Raw genomic sequence first — 18388 nt, 5'->3', positions numbered from 1 at the left:
GCCAAGAATCACTACAATCTATGATGATGTAATTGAGCTAGCGACAATGGGCCACTAACATCAGTGTGTTTTTAGACCTCTTTTATAACATAAGCGCTTTACTAGCCAACAATCACTACAATCTATGATGATGTAATTGAGCTAGCGACAATGGGCTACTAACATCAGTGTGTTTTTAGACCTCTTTTATAACATAAGCGCTTTACTAGCCAAGAATCACTACAATCTATGATGATGTAATTGAGCTAGCGACAATGGGCCACTAACATCAGTGTGTTTTTAGACTTCTTCCATAAGCGCTTTACTAGCCAAGAGTCACTACAATCTATGATGATGTAATTGAGCTAGCGACAATGGGCCACTAACATCATCTTAGATAGCCGCAACCGAAAGCCGTATCTATCGCATCAAGAGCCACCAGCTTATGCTCTTGCATATGTATCGAGCTTAGATGCCGAGCTTAAAAACGATAAGGGAAGCGTAAACTAATTTGATAATCCGGTGAGTCTTCAGTCAATCCCGCACCAATGCTGGTCACCATTGAGAAGTTTTCTGTTAAAGCCAGTGTTGCCCCTAAACCTAAATTCGCTGTATTGGTGTCGGTTCTAGCAATATCTTGCCATTCACCACCAAGAGGCCTTTGCTGAGTCTTAGTAAAAAAGCGCTGGTTAAAGCTCATACCAATACTCATTCTTTCTGACACAGCAAACGCTAAGCCTAAGCTGTAATCGATGTAATCACCCAGATCGATATCTCCCGGTGACATACCAGGTAGCCCCGAAAGATCGCCATACTCTTCAGGTAAGAAGGTACCGTAATTGAGGTTAAAAAATACAATCGCAGGATCATAAGTTTTAGCCAAACTAAAACCTGTCGAAATTCCCCAGGCCCCTGTACCTGTAGCAATTTGATCCGGATAAGTCAGGTTTCCCGACTCCGACGATTCTAGGTTTATGCCAAAAGGATCTGTGCCTGTAGGCATGCGAACCCTGACATTCCACACCCAATCTGGCCACCCATCCCCTTCGGTCATAATCCGATAATAAGCAGCGACGCTCATATCGCCAATTTGCCCGCCTTCGACATCGGCAGATTCATAAAGCTGACTTGAGTTACCTTCGCCCACTGACTCATACTTATTCAGGCGGTACACAAATGGCATCGCCATTTCAAACTGCCAACTATCATTTAGCGTGTAACGCGTAGTGAGATCGAGCTGAACCGTATTAGAACGAATTCGGTCTAGATTTAGGTTGCCCAAGAAAATAGCATCCAATGCTAAAAAGCCACGCAAAATGAGATCTTTACGACCGTAATAACTGTAAGTCAAAGAAGGTTCGATGGTGAGTTTACGGTCAAACACGTTGTGGGCTTCTTGCAGTACATCTTCGGTACTACGAGAGCGTTCAGGCTCCTTTTTTACTGAAGAGCTAGCTACCGCTTGAGAGCTGGCAATTTGTGCAGTTTGTTGAGGTGGGCGCTCTATTGATGCTTTAGATTGCTGTTGAGGCTGATTAGCAACCTGCTCGCTATTCGCCCCGCCCCCAACTTGCGTCAATGCAGCCTCTTTGGATAACACTTTCTGTGCCATGTGGTTGATGGCTTTTTGCTGCATCTGTAATTGCTGATTTAGCAAAATAAGTTGCTTTTTTAGCAACTGTAGCTCTTCAGCTTCGGTCATCGCGGCTTTAGGGCCATCAGCCCCGAAGCTAGAAAAATGCAGGCAAGAAATGGAAACAAGTAACGCCACTTTAGTCCATTTAAAATCCATTTTTGTCATCCTTTATTATGCTTTCAAAAACTATAGACCAATCCCAATAATATCGCGTACCTGCTGTCCCAATATCTGACGTTCTTTAACGCCAAGATCGATTCCTTTATATCGAATTAACGAACGGTTAGAAATTTGATGAAACGCGCCGTTAACCGTAATCGACTGCAATAACTGCCCATTACCGCCCTGAGAAGAAACGCCTTGCCCAAATGAGGCTGACGCCATATCGACCTGATAACCCAATTGACCGTCAGCAGTCGAGTACACAACGTTACCACTGCTGCTCACTAAACTTTGGCCTATAACGATCTCTACACCATTAGCAAGTGGATTTAGGCTTCCAGGCTCAAAGTCCAGTTGGTTATTGACCTGATTAAAGTCACCAGCAATTTGGATCCTCTGTTGTAAACCCGTTTGCTGACCACTTGCAGACAAGTCAAGGCTATCACCCGTTGAGGAAACGGCATCAGCTACAGTAATTCGCATTGCTGGACCACTGCTAGCGTTGGACATTTCAACCTGCATTTGTACTTGCTGCGTCACTCCTTGCTCGTTGATATAGTGTGTTTGCATGTGCAGGCCAAAATAAAAGTCTTGGCCATTTTGTGTATATTTACCTCTTAATTCCGCTAACTCTTGATCCAACAGTGGCGATTTCCCCTCAAAAACTTCTAAAGGGGTGTCAGATGCAAAAACTGAATTAGCTAATAAGATCCCTGTCACTAAGCAAAATCGCATTTTGCCTCCTAGAGCATGTCCGCATACTCAAAACCAAACTCTAATAGCTCGGCATCCGATAACGGTTGCAAAGGGCCAAGCGTGTTGTAGGTCAACCGAGCCCGTGGTTGAAGCAATGGATTGTCTTTAATGTATTCATTGCCGATAACGACAAACACAATTCCATTCCACTTTTCAATAAATTCGTCATATTCTAATATTCGATTACCAAGAGCTGGATCACCAAGATACACCTGGTTATCGGTAAACCTTCTCATCACGACAAAGTGGCTATAGCCACCATCGTTTAACAGCACGATTGCGGGAATTTTTAGTTGTTGCAGCTCTTTCACTCCCACCCGGTAACCGCGTCCACGCATGTTTTGTGTCGTTAAATATCGCTTCATATCTAACAAGGAGAACCCTTGTTGCTGAACGACCTCCATATCGGACACTTTTAACATCTCTAATAAAACATGCTCTTCGGTTATTTCATCTTTGCCATAACCGAACTTAAGAATGCTGGCCAGACTTGCGGCGCCGCAGGAAAAGTCCGTTCTTTGCTGCACTACAAATTCAAATTTTCGCTCTCTGATACTTTGGATATTTTTACTGTAATTTCCCATTCCAGGGATCATGCCTGTCAACATGATTTCGGCTGCAAATAAACTCGGTGAAAACCAAGTAATACAAAAGATAAGCAGATATTTGTTCATAGCACATCCTTGTAGCAGTAGCCTGAAAACAACTCAGGCTACTGTGGATACCAAAATGAAGATTTATGGATTTTCAGAAACGATCGCTCCTCCTGTCATGCTGGTTAGTGATAAGTTATTAGACTGTAAATTACCGTTACCAGAGGCCATGTTAACGCCAATGTTACCCGACGCATTCTGGAAGGCACTGTCACTAAGCGAGGCTGTATTGGTAGTTTTTTGAGTCACTGTTTCAATATAAATAGGCAACTGACCACTTACGGTACCTGCCAGTGTCATGTCGCCACTTTCATCAAAGCTTAGGCCATCAGCTCCAGTCGGGTTTTGATTATCCATATCCATATGGCCCCATATAGATGCCCCAGGCGTGTTATGCGCACCATCATTGTCCTGCCAAATTTCAGGATAGTAGGCTGCATTTTGCTCAGACGTACCTGTATAGGTACCAGTAGCATCCATCGTCAAATTCACCGCAACTGAATCAACTGTATTTTGCACCACGCTCTGATTTTTCACTCCGTTATGAGCAGACACCTGTGAGTTAGAGACACTCGCTTCACCTAAGCTGCCCTTATGAGCTGATGCAGCCATATTATTGGCCTGTACGTTATTACCACCTGACGCAATATTTACCCCCACATTACCTGAGGCGCCTTGGAAAGCTCCATCGCCAATCGATGCACTATTTGTCGATGCATAGTTCATGGTGCCGTTAAATGATCCACGCTGAGTACTGAAGATCTCAGCATCACCAGAACCAAAGGCAAAGCTGGCATCAATTGATGCGAGTGCAGCTGAATTACCTTGAATATTAAAATCACCAGCCGCCTGGTTCACTCCAATATTACCGCTAGCATTATTAAAGGCAGAACCTGAGACTGAAGCAGAGTTATCAACATAAGAATTGCCAGTCAAGTTGCCACCTGTAGTCTGTACGTTGTCGACCACAGCCATACCTAGAGCGTCGACTTTAATTACGCCAAGAACTAGGGCGCCGCCTTTAAACGTAACATCTTTCTCTACGCTGACTTTCTTATTCAGTTCGACACTACTATTCGATTCAGAATTAGAACTTGAATCGTCATTGCCGTTAGCAAAGGCATTACCGCTTATTGCAGCAGCGATACACATTACTAGGGTTAATTTTTTCATTTCCATTTTCATATCTCCATTTAAGTAACTTAGTTCCCACTAGGTAACTGCAGCGAGAACTGATTTATGGCGCTGTTTCCATCACCAGAAATTTGATTGATTTGTACAATTCCTTGAGCATTTTCAAAACTATTCGGAGCAATAACGCTAAGGTTTGAATCCTTATGATCAAGTGGCAAAACGGTAGGGCTAGCAATGTTATCCAGTGCACTATCATCTAATCCCAAGCCAATCACGGACTGCAAAGCAATTGCGCCAAGATTAGCTTGAATATTCCCCTGCCCACTCACCTGATTAACGCTAATAAGACCTTGTGCATTTTCAAAAGCCAGTGCTTCAATATATGAGAGGTTTTGTCCATTAGAGGGTTCAGCTAACGATAGGTAGGGATTTTTTTGATCTGACAATATGACGACTCGATCGCCAATAGCATGGCTATTGGTTTGAAGGTTGCTGCCACCTGCAGCTTGGTTAATTGCAATACGACCACTGTTATTGCTGAAAGATTTTGTGCCGACTGTAGTGCTATTATCAACATGTTGAATGAGAGTGGTATTGCCACCGTTCGACCAGGCAACAGATGCAAAGCCTGCTAGGCAAAGAAATACTCCTCCTTGAATACTGCTTAATTTCATTATTCAACACCCGATAGTTCACTAAAACCGTGCAAGGGTATGAGCAAGCATCGAGCCACCTTATTAAAACAAATCGTTTCAACAAGTTAACAATATGACATCAAGTAGTTGTCTCAGAAATAAGACAGAGGGACACTAAGTGGTTGATATAGTAGAAATCGTAAGTGAGGCCTATGATCTCATTATTGAGATCACGACTCTAGAGAACTGATCTCATGTTTATCGATAAGTCTATATAGCGTCGCTCTAGAGATTTTCAGCTCTTGAGCAACACTGTCCATTTTGCCGTTATAGCGCTGAATGGCCGTCAACACGGCATGTTTCTCAACCACATCTTTTATGGTTTTTAAGCCTTGAGTAAGGACTGGGTTCACCAGTGTGTCTTCGAGCTCTAAATCTGAATTTTGGATAATACCGTTTTCACATAAAATAACTGCGCGACGAATTTTATTAATCAGTTCTCGTACATTACCAATCCATTCATACGCTAACATTGCACTTTTAGCTTGCTCACTGAAATAGCACACACCTGTATTAAATTCATCAGCGTATTGAACACAAAAATAATCCGCCAATGGAATGATATCCTCTTTACGTTCGCGCAAAGGGGGTAACTCCAATGTGATCCCATTAAGGCGATAAAACAGATCTAAACGGAACTCCCCACGCTCAATAGCAGCTTCAAGATCAATATGAGTTGCCGCAAGGATGCGTACGTCGGCAGCTTGTGGCTTACATCCACCAACCGTATCAAACGTGCCCTCTTGTAAAAATCGCAGTAAGTTCACTTGCTGCTCTATTGGGAGATCCCCTATCTCATCTAAAAATAATGTGCCCCCATCAGCCTGCGAGATCTTACCCTTATGACAGCTCACAGCGCCGGTAAACGAACCCTTTTCATGGCCAAACAGCTCTGATTGCACCACCCCTGAACTTAAGGAACCACAGTTGACCGCAATAAATGCACCTGCTGAGCGTGTTGACTGTTGATGAATTTTTTTAGCTATCAGCTCTTTTCCTGTGCCACTTTCACCACGGATAAGAATAGGAATATTTGTTGGGGCAGCCCTAATAACCTGCTTACTGAGAGCCTGCATCGTTTGTGAGTTCGTTACTGTCTTAACGTCATCGCAATGCTTAGGCTGCGGATCACTTTCGCATTGCTGACGAATGCGAATCAGGCCTAACGCATGACCAATCAATCTAAGTAATCTATCCATTTCAAACGGAGCGGTATGGTAATCCCAGGCATACTGACTAATTAGCTTTAGGGAATAGGTGGACTTAAGCTGTCGGCGCTCGATAAGCATGATAACCAATGTCGCTTTATGGCACAGTTTTATCACTTTCTTAGCCCAACAGGTATTCTCCTCCCCTCTTAGATCTAGCAGTAATAAATGGCAATCTGAGTTGACGTTTTTTAGATCGCCTGCATTATAAAAGTCTACATATACCCCTTTCCTCTTTAGCTGCTCACACAGAAACTCATCATACTGATGCCCTATCACGCTAACATATTTCATCATCTGTTCCCTCGACTTACATCTCCTTGCACACGAAAAAGGGGTTATCAAATGTTTAATGCTCATTTGTTGCTAACCTTTTTTGTGCCAACCAATCCTCTAAACTTTTCCCAAGCCCCTTACCAAGTCGTCATAGCCAAATAGCCAATAGAGTATAGTTATGAAATTGAAGGTAAGAGCCGTAAGACGAGAAAATTTAGCGCTACGAGAATCATGACTGAGCCTGAGAAAAACGCGGCAAACAAAGGGGTTGCAAGCCGTTAACAAACGGAATTAACTACTAAAATCTGTATCCGAGCACACTACTTTCAATGCCGTTTATTGTGGTGCATACTGAGCGCCACAGAACTCGAAAAACAATGTAAAACCGCAACTTACCCGGTAACGTGAAAAATAGGGAAAATATGGTCGCGGTCATAATAAGAAAGGACTTGGCAATGACCACTCTCAGCACAGCAATATTTGCTAGCGCGCTCACCTCTGTAACCTTAATTCAACCCGCTTTTGCAAAGCTGGATGTTGAAGAAAATCGTTTGCCAACAGCAACTCAAGCCATGCCTGAAGTTGTTAGCCGCTACCAAGCATTTATTAGCAATCTAGACGAGAAATATGGCCGTCATTCTGATGAGTTAAAAATCACTCAAATGGTCGCTCACCAGGGGCTAAGATTATGGCAACAAGCTGTGCGGGATGTACAGTCAGGCCATTTAGATGATCGCTCTTTATATTGGAATCGCTTAGCAATGCGTGCGCTTTTGAAGACACAAAAACCCAACTTTAATATTGTCAGTTGGCAACGGAATATTTTACTTGAAGCGGTTGAAAAGTCGTCTCGTGGTTTTAGTGATATCAAATTCAAAGATGATGCTCAGATTAAGATCTTACTAACAGGCTTTGACCCATTCTTTTTAGATCGCAATATTGATCAAAGTAATCCTTCAGGACTTGCCGCCCTAGCACTTGACGGCTACCGCTTTAAAATCGACGGTAAACAAGCCCAAGTGGAAACCGTTATGATCCCAGTTCGCTTTGCCGATTTCGATAACGGCATGATTGAATCACTGCTCACGCCTTTTTATCGCGACAACAACCTTGATATGATCTTTACCGTTAGTATGGGCCGTGATGATTTTGATATCGAGCGCTTTCCAGGTCGTAATCGCAGCGCTGCAGCGCCAGATAATCTTAATGTACTCACTGGCGCCACTAAGCTAGCTCCAATCGCACCGCTGTTTAATGGTGGCACACTCAATGGCCCTGAATTTGTCGAGTTTTCATTACCGATTGCCGCGATGCAAACCGTAAAAGGTCCATGGGAAGTCAACGATAATCACACAGTATCGACATTAGAACGTGGTGAATTCGAAGCTAGCTCATTGGCGCAACTACAAGCTGCTCAGTCAGTTGAAGGTTCAGGTGGCGGCTACTTATCAAACGAGATCTCATACCGCGCTATTTTGCTGCAAAAGCAATTTAACAGCAGCATACCTGTTGGCCATATTCATACTCCGCGCATTGCCGCTTATGATGTCAAAACTGAATCACAGATAGTTAATCAAGTCAGAGATATGGTTGTGGCGGCGGCAAACAGTCTCTAGCTCGAGTAGCTCAATGCCGCCCTTATGATGCTGGAGGGCTAGCACCGTTATGCTGGTCTGCACTGCCAGCCTAGGTTAAAATACTGGGGCTCACACTTTTTTGAGCCCCAGTATTTTTTTACAGTACTTTTCACAGTACTGCGACTCTAACGGAGCAATTAGGCTTAATGTTCAAAGCGCTTAACCCATTCAAGTCCTTGCTAAGTACTAGGCCAAAACTGACAAGCTACCCAGTCATGGCATTTACCGATCCACTGCAGCAGCAAATCGCGCAGCAAGTAGAACATTGCTATCAAATTGCTGAAAACAAACTCGACAAGCAGTTTCCAAGACCTGAGATCAATTTTGCTCTGCGTGGTAAGAGCGCTGGCACCGCCCATCTACAATTAAATAAGTTACGTTTTAACCCAAAGCTGCTTAACGATAACTTACAAGCTTTTTTAGATGATGTGGTACCCCATGAGGTAAGCCACCTGCTCGCTTACCAACTATATGGCCGAGTAAAGCCCCATGGGGTTGAATGGCAACATGTGATGCAGCATATTTATACTCGGGTGCCACGCACAACCCACAGCTTTGATACTCGTAGTGTTGAAGGTAAAACCTTTGCATATCGCTGCCAATGTGGCCCTGTTGATCTTAGCATTCGCCGTCATAACAAGGTTATTCGCGGCCAAACTCAATACCGTTGCCGTAAGTGTGGTGACGCATTGCAGCCAAAGTAAACATTAGCGCCCCCCAAAAAAGCTAAACCTAAAATTCACAACTCAGCACTCAGAACTCAGAATCGATACTCGGCCAATAAGCTCTGACTAAGCGTGGTTTGTCGCAACGATACCCACCATATTAAAAGTCAGCAGCACCATCGCTTTGCATTACTCATATTGCGACAAAACGGCGGCTCACTTACAATCCCCCGCCAGCGAACAAACGATTCGTTTTAGCGTAAATTTTAGGGACCCTTTTAGATGTCATTTATTAAAGTGCTCACCGTAGCGCTCGGCCTTATGTGGCTGTTACCTCAAACAACTCAGGCTTCACCTGCCCACCCAAAAAGCTTTAATCAAGCAAAAAAAATGGCCAGAAGTATTTATCTTAAAAACTTACCCCAAACTAGTTTCTATTGTGGCTGTGACATTGAAGTCAAAGGCAAAAAGTGGACCACCGACTTTGCCCGCTGTGGCTATGAAGTCAGAAAACAGGAAAAGCGTGCCTCACGCATCGAATGGGAACACGTTGTTGCCGCCTGGGAATTTGGCCATCAGCGCCTTTGCTGGCAAGAAGGCGGACGTAAAAACTGTGGCCGTAAAGACAAACTGTTTAAAAAAATGGAAGCCGATCTACACAATCTAGTGCCAGCCATTGGTGAGGTTAACGGCGATCGCAGTAACTTTCGATTTAGCCAGTGGAACGCCAAGCCGACACAATACGGTCAATGCCAAGTGAGTGTCGACTTTAAAGGCCGAAAAGTTCAGCCACCCGCCCACACTCGTGGTCAAATTGCGCGAACTTATCTATATATGCAGAAAACTTACTCATTGAAAATATCCAAGAGCCAATTAAAGTTATTTAAAGCATGGGATAAAACCTATCCAGTTGATACTATTGAGTGTCGACGCGATACAGAGATTGCCAAAGTTCAAGGCAATCACAATGAGTTTGTACAAGCTCAATGTCAGCGTTTAAAAGACTCGCAAACATACGCAGAATAAGGCTAGTAAAACCATGAGAGTGCCAAGAATTTATCAAGAATCATCGCTAGTCATCGGCCAGGCAGTTGCTTTAGATGATGAAGCTGCAGGTCACGTTGGCCGCGTCCTAAGAATGTCTGTTGGCGAGCAAGTTAGCCTTTTTAATGGCGATGGTAATGACTACCTAGCCGAAATTATCAGCGCCAGTAAGAAAAACGTCGAAGTAAAAGTACTGTCATGCGAAGCCAATAACAGTGAGTCGCCGCTGCACTTACATTTAGGTCAGGTCATTTCACGCGGCGATAGAATGGACTTTACCATTCAAAAGTCTGTTGAGCTTGGCGTTAACACGATTACACCGCTGTTTTCAGAGCGCTGCGGCGTAAAACTTAGCGGTGAACGTTTAGAGAAAAAAATTCAGCAGTGGCAAAAGATTGTTGTCAGTGCTTGTGAGCAGTCAGGCCGCAGTGTTGTACCAGTTATTCGCCCGGCTATGCAGCTTAGCGATTGGTGCGCTGAGCCATCAGATGCCGTCAAACTCAATCTACACCCGCGCGCCTCACATGGCGTTAATGGCCTCTCTTTGCCTAACAACAGAGTCAGGCTCGTTATCGGTCCAGAAGGTGGCTTGTCCGCTCCTGAAATCGCGATGACCGAAGAACATCAGTTTACCGATGTGTTGCTTGGCCCACGGGTGCTACGAACAGAAACTGCTGCCCTCACTACAATCAGTGCGTTACAGCTAAAATTCGGTGATATTGGTTAATTCCAACAGGCTTAGCTAGGTGTAGCGCCTAAAGCTGAAGCCTATATCGCATACCATTCAGTAGAGAAGTTTATCAGTTAAACGCTAGAAAACGGGCAGCTTTGCCCCCACGTTTATCGTTGTAACGAATATAAGAGAAGGAAAAAGCTCCATGATTAAACTCGGCATCGTGATGGATCCCATCAGCGAGATCAACATTAAGAAAGACTCTAGCTTTGCCATGTTAATGGCGGCGCAATCTCGTGGTTATCAGCTTTTCTACATGGAGATGAAAGATCTTGCCATGGTAAACGGCCAAGCAATGGCAACCATGAGCGCCTTGACCGTAAAAAATGATCCCCAGCAGTGGTACCAGCTTGAAGATGCTATCGATACACCGCTTGCCGATCTAGACGTGATATTAATGCGCAAAGATCCACCATTCGATACTGAATTCGTTTACTCGACTTATATGCTTGAGCGCGCCGAAGAGCAAGGTGTGCTGATCGTTAACAAACCACAAAGTCTGCGTGATGCAAACGAAAAGCTATTTACGGCCTGGTTCTCTGAGTTCACTCCAGAAACCATTGTGACCCGCTCAGAGCAGCGTATCCGCGCTTTTCATCAAGCAAAGGGCGACATCATTCTTAAGCCTCTTGACGGTATGGGCGGTAGCTCTATTTTTAGAGTAAAAAAAGATGATCCAAACCTGGGCGTTATCATCGAAACCTTAACCAGCGAAGGTCAACAGTACGCTATGGCACAGGCCTTTATTCCTGATATTTCTGCTGGCGATAAACGCATCTTAGTGGTTGATGGTGAGCCTGTTCCTTATTCGTTAGCGCGTATTCCGCAAAAGGGCGAAACCCGCGGTAACCTAGCAGCAGGTGGCCGAGGAGTGGCACAACCCTTATCGGAATCAGATTGGCATATCGCCCGCACTATTGGCCCAGAGCTAAAGAAGCGGGGTCTTATCTTTGTCGGTCTCGATGTCATTGGTGACAAGCTTACCGAAATTAACGTTACCAGCCCGACCTGTATTAAAGAGATCGAAGCGGCATTTGATGTCGATATCACAGGCATGTTGATGGACGCAATCGAAGCACGCATTAATAAGTCAGCTTAGCCAAAGGATCCGGCATGAACTTAACAAAAACACTCACTTGGGCCATTAGTGCCCTCGTGTTGTTGCCTCTATACACATCGGCTAATGTCGATATCCATAAAACACCATCACGACCAAAAAATATGATTATTATGGTCGGTGATGGCATGGGACCGGCGTACACCAGTGCCTATCGCTACTACCAAGATAATCCTGACACCGAAGAGATAGAGCAAACCGTTTTTGATCGATTACTTGTCGGCATGGCATCCACCTACCCAGCAAGACAAAGTGGCTACGTTACCGATTCAGCCGCATCAGCGACAGCGCTTGCCACTGGCGTTAAGAGCTATAACGGTGCGATTTCCGTCGATGTGAATAAACACCCGCTAACCACTATCATGCAGATGGCTAAAAATCGGGGTATGGCAACGGGTGTCGCAGTGACCTCTCAAGTCAATCATGCCACCCCAGCAGCATTTTTAGCTCACAATGAAAGCCGCCGTAACTATGATGAAATCGCCAAGAGCTATTTAACCTCTGAGGCTGATGTCATTTTAGGCGGTGGGCAAAAGTATTTCCCTGCGCCTTTACTCGACCAGTTTAAAGCTAAAGGCTATCAGCATATTGATACGCTCAGTCAACTCGACACGCTGACGCAAGGCAAAGCCTTAGGCTTATTTGCTGAAGTGCAACTGCCATGGGTTATCGATCAGCAAGATTCAACTCAGTTAAGTCTGCTGACCCAAAAAGCCTTAGATCTGCTATCGCAAAATGAAAAAGGGTTTGTGCTACTCGTGGAAGGCAGCCTGATTGACTGGGCGGGGCATAACAATGATATCGCTACCGCTATGGGTGAGATGCACGGTTTTGCTAACGCCATCGAAGTGGTTGAGCAGTTTGTCCGCGCGAACCCTAACACCTTGATGGTCGTCACAGCGGATCACAACACTGGTGGGCTATCTATCGGTGCCAATGGCGAATATGCTTGGGATACTGGCTTGCTTCAGGGCGTGCAAGCAAGTCCCGCTACTATCGCCGAGCAAGCTATCGCTCTGGATGATTGGCAAACATGGGTTCAGCAAAAACTCGGTTTTGAAGTCACACAAGACGAACTGCAGCAGCTGAGTAATGCGCGTATGCAAGGAAAAGCCGCACTGGAAACCAGCTTAAAACAGCTTATCGACACTCGCAGCTTTACCGGCTGGACCACGAGCGGACACACAGGTGGTGATGTGCAAGTGTTTGCCGCAGGGCCCGCGGCCGATCTGTTTAAAGGTAATCAAGATAATACCGATATTGCCGAAAAGATGATGAGCTTACTGCCAAAGATTAAATAGCCTCAAGGCTCAACAGCAAAGCCACCAGTATAAAGGCCGCTATGACAAGTTTAGCGGCCTTTTTTATGCTCTGCTCAGCCCACTCAACAGCCACTATCCCCCCACACTCAACACCCATTAAGAGCATCTAATTCGCATTCGAAAGCGGTTGGGGTATAATTGCCAGCAATTACACCTGACCTTGAATACTCATGCTTACCAATGCTTCGCAAGTCCTTCTCAGAAACTGTGATCTAGTCAAAGACCAATCTGTATTGGTGATCAACTATGAAGGCGATCATCTAGCCAAAGAACTATTAAATACAGCCAGCAGCGTATGCGGATTAGCATTAGATTATCATCACCACTTGATTATGCAGCCTTATGCAACGGCAGATCTAACCCTGCATTTTGGCCATCAACTGCCTAATGATGATCATTTCGATACGGTTATCGTGTACTTCCCAAAAGCCAAAGCGTTAGCACCATATCTATTTAATCTGGCGGCAAAACACCTTAAACCTCAAGGGCAACTTATCGTTGTCGGAGAAAATAAAGGTGGCATTAAGTCACTGCCAAAACAGTTACCAAGCTACTTTGACAAGCCATTTAAAGCCGACAACGCACGTCACTGCATCTTATTTTTAAGTGAGCTCAATGGCCAAGCTCCCGAAATTAAGCTCAAAGATTGGCAGAGCCAATATCAGCTAGACACCCCTCAAGGGCAGATTACTATTTGTAATCTAGTGGGCGTCTTTAGCGAGAAAAAGCTCGATGAAGGCACGCAGCTTTTGTTGGAAAATCTACCTAAGATGCGTGGCAAGGTACTCGATTTTGGCTGCGGTGCGGGCGTGATAGCAGCAGCATTACTCAAGGTTCAGCCAGAGCTTACACTAGAGTGTGTTGATATCAATGCGATGGCACTCGCTTCTTGCGAACTTACCCTACAAGCCAATGGTTTTAAGGCTAATGTTTTCGCATCTGACGGACTAGCACAAACGGCTAGCCACTATGACGGCATTATCTCCAACCCGCCGTTTCATGATGGTTTAGCGAGTACCACCAGCATTGTCACCAACTTTGTTAAAGACAGCACAAAAAAACTAAAGTCTGGCGGATTATTCCATATTGTGGCTAATCGCCATCTGCCATATTCAGATATCATTGCGGAAATCTTCGGTTCAGTGAACGTTAACGCTGAAAATAACAAATACAAGATTTACTCCAACATCAAACCATAAATCAGCATCAATCCCCCTCAGAGCCTAGTGCAGTAACCGATCACTCACTAGGCTTGTAATATCTGCTTAATTATTTGATTCACAATATTTGTCTGTGGCACTTTTTAACCAGCTTGTAATATGTTACTACTCCCATAGCAATCTCTGAAAAAAATAATAACGATGGGGATTTTTATGCTACACCCAGAACTCATTGAGTTAAGCCAAGACAAGCACAAAGCCGAATTAAAAATCGTCCCGAATAACCATGGGCCGATTACAGAAAATGATCTGCTGCAGTTATTAGCGTTGCCAGACTTTTCTTACCTATGTCCATTACAGGCACAAATCACCCAAGCCGTCATAAAAGTCAATCAGCTACACCACCAAGAGGGCGGTGACGTTGAGCAGTTTTTCGAGATTGCCGATAGACGTGATGCAACGATAAGCTTTGACGTCTCTGACGACAAAATGCACGCCAGCATGACATTGACCGCAGCCTACGGCGGCAAAAACCTTGATATCAGAGATATACTCCAAAACCTCAAGCTACAACGAATTAGTATGGGCCTAAGCAAGCCCAAAATCGATGCATTATTAACTGAGTTTGCACACCTCTCTCCAGGCTCCACATGCACAAGCGTCATTGCCAATGGTCGAGCGGCAGTGAATGGTATTCGCGCTAGTTTAGAGCGAAAAGTCTCCCTTGCCAGAGAGCGACTACTGCAACCACAAGAGAATAGTGATGGCAGCGTAGATATGCGTAATCTTGGCGCGGTTATTATGGTCAAACCCGGTAGCTTGCTGATTGAAAAGACCCCCGCAACTCAAGGTACTAATGGCTATAACGTATATGGTGAAAAGCTCATTGCTAAACCAGGAAAAGATTTTAAGCTCACTCCTGGTCAAGGTACAGAATTGAGCAAGCAAAACCCCAATCAACTTATTGCCAGTGTTGCAGGACAGCCGGTGGAAACCAAGTCGGGAATGCAGGTCGATGACGTATTACAAATAAAGAACGTCGATGTAAGCTATGGCCATGTGGACTTTAAAGGCAGTGTGCTGATCACAGGCGATGTCGGTGAAGGCATGGTGGTCAAGAGCAGTGGCGACATAACCGTTATGGGCTTTGTAGACTCTGCCAGCTTACATGCTGAAGGCGATATCACGGTGAGTAAAGGCGTGATTGGTCGCCAATTAAAAGACTTAAGTTTGTCGACCACCTTAATAGCCAAAGGCCAAATTAGTGCCCAATTTGTACAATACTCTCAGCTTGAAGCTCAGGGCAATATCCTCGTCACCAAACAACTTTTACACAGTCATACTCGCACTCAACAGCAACTGATCGTTAGTGATGCAAATGCTCGGCGCGGCGATCTTGTTGGCGGCAAAGCCGAGGCGAATAAAGGCATCAAGGCGGTAGCGCTGGGCGCGACGGCAGATACAAAAACTGAAGTCTATTGCGCCATGACGTTAACGGATTTAAAGCAGCAACTCAAACAATTAGATAAAAGCATTAAATCCATGGTGGTCGCTGCACTGAATATTGAGGCGCAACTCAGAAAACTGCCGCCAAAAGTAGAGTGGCAAGATGACGCCATGATGGTTGAGCAAGTGACAGTGATGCTAGATGAAAAGCGCCGAATAATAGTGGTTAGAGCACAGGAAGAACTCGAGTATGACAGCCTAAACCTTGAAGTTGAAAACTATTACAAGCATTATCGCATCGATGTGCTTAAACATATCTTTTCCAATGTAGAGCTACATATCGGTAACGCCTTTCAACGGACTCAAAGAGAACATGGGCCTTGCCATATAAGCAACAAAAACCAGGAAATAAGCTTCGATTACAGTCATTAGCGGTTAATTATTACCTACTCAGGAAAGTTCGAGCGCTTTCGACTTTCCTTAAGCTACAAATCCACGGCATAATTAAGCCACTTTTCTCCTTTGAGACATGACGTGGAATTATTGAAAATCGACTGCCTTGGAAAACCGCTACGCCTAGAAGGCTCACTTGCGGGATGGCAGCAACTGTTTTGGGGAGACACTCTAGTCTCTGTCATTCAAGCCAGCCCAGATAATGAAGGACTAAAGAGCCATAATTTTGAATTGTCGATTCAAGATCCAGCCCTTGTCCCCGCCATTGATGGCGAGCCGATACCATTGCAGACAATCAAAATCACCTTAGAGACAGACTTACAATGGCAACCCTTTGTCATTGATTATCGCTTGCTCAAAGATGATGAAGTAATGACCACAGGTCAGCGCACCACCAAAGACATTGAACGCCAAACTCCCACGACACCGATCCCTGAAAAGCGACAATTCAGTGTCGTTGGTCTCGCTTCGCTGGGCTTTAAGCTACTCAAGAGTGCCAAGGTGATTAAGGTGCTATTGGCAGGTGCCAGTGTCGCGGCTTACTCTTGGTTATTTTCATTCCAATTTGCTTTAGCCCTTATCGCCTGTTTAGTCTTTCACGAGTATGGCCATATCAGGGCGATGAAATACTTTGGTATGAAAACCAAAGGCATCTACTTAATTCCCTTTATGGGCGGCTTAGCTTTAAGTGATGAGAAAATTAATACCCGCTGGCAAGATGTAGTGATCTCTATCATGGGTCCAACCTTTGGCCTATTTATGTCGCTAGCCTCTCTCGTCGCCTACTGGGTAACTGGCAATATCTTCTTTGCTGGTTTAGCCACGTTTAATGCCTTGTTAAACCTATTTAACCTACTGCCGATTTTGCCGCTTGATGGCGGTCATATCCTGAAAAGCATTAGCTTTTCAATGAACAGCAAAATGGGATTAGTGGCCTGTATTCTTGGCGCTGCGGTTGGTGTGTATATCAGCTATTCATTAGGCCTGGCATTACTGGGCTTCCTACTGCTTATCGGTAGCGCGGAGATTGTGTTTGAATGGAAAACCCGTCATCAGAGTCATTTACTACCATTAGATAGATATGGCCAGATCTTTTCAACGGTTTGGTACCTAGCAACCGTAGGCGCCTTGATTGGCATTATCTGGTACTTTGCTGGTAGTGGTGATGAAATGCTAGCGCTACCACTTGAGATCTTAAAGAGTTAGCAGCCCTACTTTCATCTATAAATAAACCGGCCAAGTGCCGGTTTATTTCATTAATCGTTTCAGCCTAGAAACGAATTTCAACTCGACGATTACTCGCTCGCCCTGCTGCGTTAGTGTTACTGGCTATTGGCTCAGCTTCCCCCGCACCTTTAAGGCTTATCCTCGATGCACTGATGCCCTTAGCGATAAGGTAATCAGCAATCGACCCAGCGCGAGCTTTTGACAGTGTGAGATTGTAAGTCTGTGGGCCAACAAAATCCGTATGACCAACTATCATCACCTTCAAGGCATGTTGTTGAGCTAACTTTTCAGCCACAGCCTCTAATTGAGTTTTCGCTTGAGCACTAAGCTGGCTGCTATCGAACCCAAAAAGCACTGACATTACCTGTGGTGTAACCGCGATAGAATTAACCACAGGAGTGGGCGCAATAACCGCAGCCTTAGCGGGCTTAGCAACAACTGTTATCGGTTTTGGCTTATCACCAAAACGGTAGCTAAAGGCCAATGAAGTAAAATGACTCTGACTACCACCGACATCGGGAAGATACTGATACTCAACTCTAAGCGAAGTTGATTGTGACAAAGCGTACTCTAATCCTATGGCGCCTAATGCAGTGAAACCACTTGGATCTGGCAGCACAAAAATACTTGTGCGCGTAATATCCATATAGCTCGTGCCCGCTTTAACATAGGCGCTTAACCCATCTTCTGTCAGCGGTAGCGATAACTTTACTGCCGCGTCATAACCCATGATATCGGCATTAACATTATGCCCAGCATAGATAGCGTCATAATCTTGATAATCTGTCACGCCAAGCTCTACAGCGAACCAAGGAGTAAACTGGTAGCCAGTAAAAATGCCATATGCTAATGCCGAAATATCACAGTCTTGATAACTTGAGTGGCAGCTGTTTTCCATGCTGCTGTAACCCGCTTTTGCGCCGAGATAGAAGTGGCTATCAAATGATGGTGTATTGTCTACAGCAGCAGTGTCTTGCGCTGCGCTTACCTGCTCTACCGCCTGTACAGCAGAGTGCATGCCCAATAGCGAGAACAGTAGAATGTGAACTGGCTTTATTATTGTTTTCATTGTTATTTCATTTCCA

The 18388-nt window shown here is 44.8% G+C and carries 16 protein-coding genes; 9 read left to right on the top strand and 7 right to left on the bottom strand.

The window, feature by feature from the left end; all coding sequences use genetic code 11:
• Nucleotides 1–460: 460 nt before the first annotated feature.
• The 6 genes from ACVBJC_RS14345 to ACVBJC_RS14320 form a co-directional block, all read right to left on the bottom strand.
• Complete coding sequence (locus ACVBJC_RS14345; RefSeq protein WP_447161534.1) at nucleotides 461–1771, bottom strand: transporter; 1311 nt, start codon at nucleotides 1769–1771, stop codon at nucleotides 461–463.
• A 30-nt stretch (nucleotides 1772–1801) separates the two neighbouring features.
• Nucleotides 1802–2512, bottom strand: a complete 711-nt coding sequence (locus ACVBJC_RS14340) for a hypothetical protein (protein ID WP_447161533.1) — start codon at nucleotides 2510–2512, stop codon at nucleotides 1802–1804.
• A gap of 8 nt (nucleotides 2513–2520) precedes the next feature.
• Nucleotides 2521–3207 (bottom strand): C39 family peptidase, encoded by a 687-nt coding sequence (locus tag ACVBJC_RS14335; RefSeq protein ID WP_447161532.1) that lies wholly within the window; start codon nucleotides 3205–3207, stop codon nucleotides 2521–2523.
• Nucleotides 3208–3270: 63 nt separating this feature from the next.
• A complete protein-coding gene (locus ACVBJC_RS14330) occupies nucleotides 3271–4365 on the bottom strand; it encodes a hypothetical protein (RefSeq protein WP_447161531.1) in 1095 nt (364 codons plus the stop codon).
• Nucleotides 4366–4388: 23 nt separating this feature from the next.
• Nucleotides 4389–4994 carry a hypothetical protein gene (locus ACVBJC_RS14325; RefSeq protein ID WP_447161530.1) on the bottom strand — a complete coding sequence of 202 codons (606 nt, stop codon included), beginning with the start codon at nucleotides 4992–4994 and terminating at the stop codon, nucleotides 4389–4391.
• Nucleotides 4995–5185: 191 nt separating this feature from the next.
• Complete coding sequence (locus ACVBJC_RS14320) at nucleotides 5186–6517, bottom strand: sigma-54-dependent transcriptional regulator (protein ID WP_447161529.1); 1332 nt, start codon at nucleotides 6515–6517, stop codon at nucleotides 5186–5188.
• 437 nt (nucleotides 6518–6954) lie between these two features.
• Between ACVBJC_RS14320 and ACVBJC_RS14315 the strand changes: the two genes are divergently transcribed.
• The 9 genes from ACVBJC_RS14315 to ACVBJC_RS14275 all read left to right on the top strand — a co-directional run bounded on the left by ACVBJC_RS14315 (nucleotide 6955) and on the right by ACVBJC_RS14275 (nucleotide 17282).
• Nucleotides 6955–8115: a hypothetical protein gene (locus ACVBJC_RS14315; protein ID WP_447161528.1), complete on the top strand. Its 1161-nt coding sequence runs from the start codon at nucleotides 6955–6957 to the stop codon at nucleotides 8113–8115.
• A 167-nt stretch (nucleotides 8116–8282) separates the two neighbouring features.
• Entirely contained in the window at nucleotides 8283–8840 is a 558-nt protein-coding gene (locus tag ACVBJC_RS14310; protein ID WP_447161527.1) for a SprT family zinc-dependent metalloprotease, read from the top strand.
• A gap of 282 nt (nucleotides 8841–9122) precedes the next feature.
• Nucleotides 9123–9827, top strand: coding sequence for an endonuclease (locus ACVBJC_RS14305; protein WP_447161535.1), 705 nt, complete (start codon nucleotides 9123–9125; stop codon nucleotides 9825–9827).
• Nucleotides 9828–9840: 13 nt separating this feature from the next.
• Nucleotides 9841–10572 carry a 16S rRNA (uracil(1498)-N(3))-methyltransferase gene (gene rsmE, locus ACVBJC_RS14300; RefSeq protein ID WP_447161526.1) on the top strand — a complete coding sequence of 244 codons (732 nt, stop codon included), beginning with the start codon at nucleotides 9841–9843 and terminating at the stop codon, nucleotides 10570–10572.
• A 151-nt stretch (nucleotides 10573–10723) separates the two neighbouring features.
• Nucleotides 10724–11677 carry a glutathione synthase gene (gene gshB / locus ACVBJC_RS14295; RefSeq protein ID WP_447161525.1) on the top strand — a complete coding sequence of 318 codons (954 nt, stop codon included), beginning with the start codon at nucleotides 10724–10726 and terminating at the stop codon, nucleotides 11675–11677.
• 14 nt (nucleotides 11678–11691) lie between these two features.
• On the top strand, nucleotides 11692–12996 hold the full coding sequence (locus ACVBJC_RS14290; protein ID WP_447161524.1) for an alkaline phosphatase: 1305 nt from the start codon (nucleotides 11692–11694) through the stop codon (nucleotides 12994–12996).
• Between the two features lie 191 nt (nucleotides 12997–13187).
• Nucleotides 13188–14216: a methyltransferase gene (locus ACVBJC_RS14285; RefSeq protein ID WP_447161523.1), complete on the top strand. Its 1029-nt coding sequence runs from the start codon at nucleotides 13188–13190 to the stop codon at nucleotides 14214–14216.
• Between the two features lie 174 nt (nucleotides 14217–14390).
• A complete protein-coding gene (locus ACVBJC_RS14280; RefSeq protein WP_447161522.1) occupies nucleotides 14391–16055 on the top strand; it encodes a DUF342 domain-containing protein in 1665 nt (554 codons plus the stop codon).
• A gap of 102 nt (nucleotides 16056–16157) precedes the next feature.
• Nucleotides 16158–17282, top strand: a complete 1125-nt coding sequence (locus ACVBJC_RS14275; RefSeq protein WP_447161521.1) for a site-2 protease family protein — start codon at nucleotides 16158–16160, stop codon at nucleotides 17280–17282.
• A 64-nt stretch (nucleotides 17283–17346) separates the two neighbouring features.
• Here ACVBJC_RS14275 and ACVBJC_RS14270 read toward each other — a convergent pair whose 3' ends face one another.
• Nucleotides 17347–18372 carry an OmpA family protein gene (locus ACVBJC_RS14270; RefSeq protein WP_447161520.1) on the bottom strand — a complete coding sequence of 342 codons (1026 nt, stop codon included), beginning with the start codon at nucleotides 18370–18372 and terminating at the stop codon, nucleotides 17347–17349.
• Nucleotides 18373–18388: the final 16 nt, after the last annotated feature.

The sequence above is a fragment of the Shewanella sp. 0m-6 genome (assembly GCF_052977325.1).
This window is presented reverse-complemented; position numbering and strand designations above follow the sequence as displayed.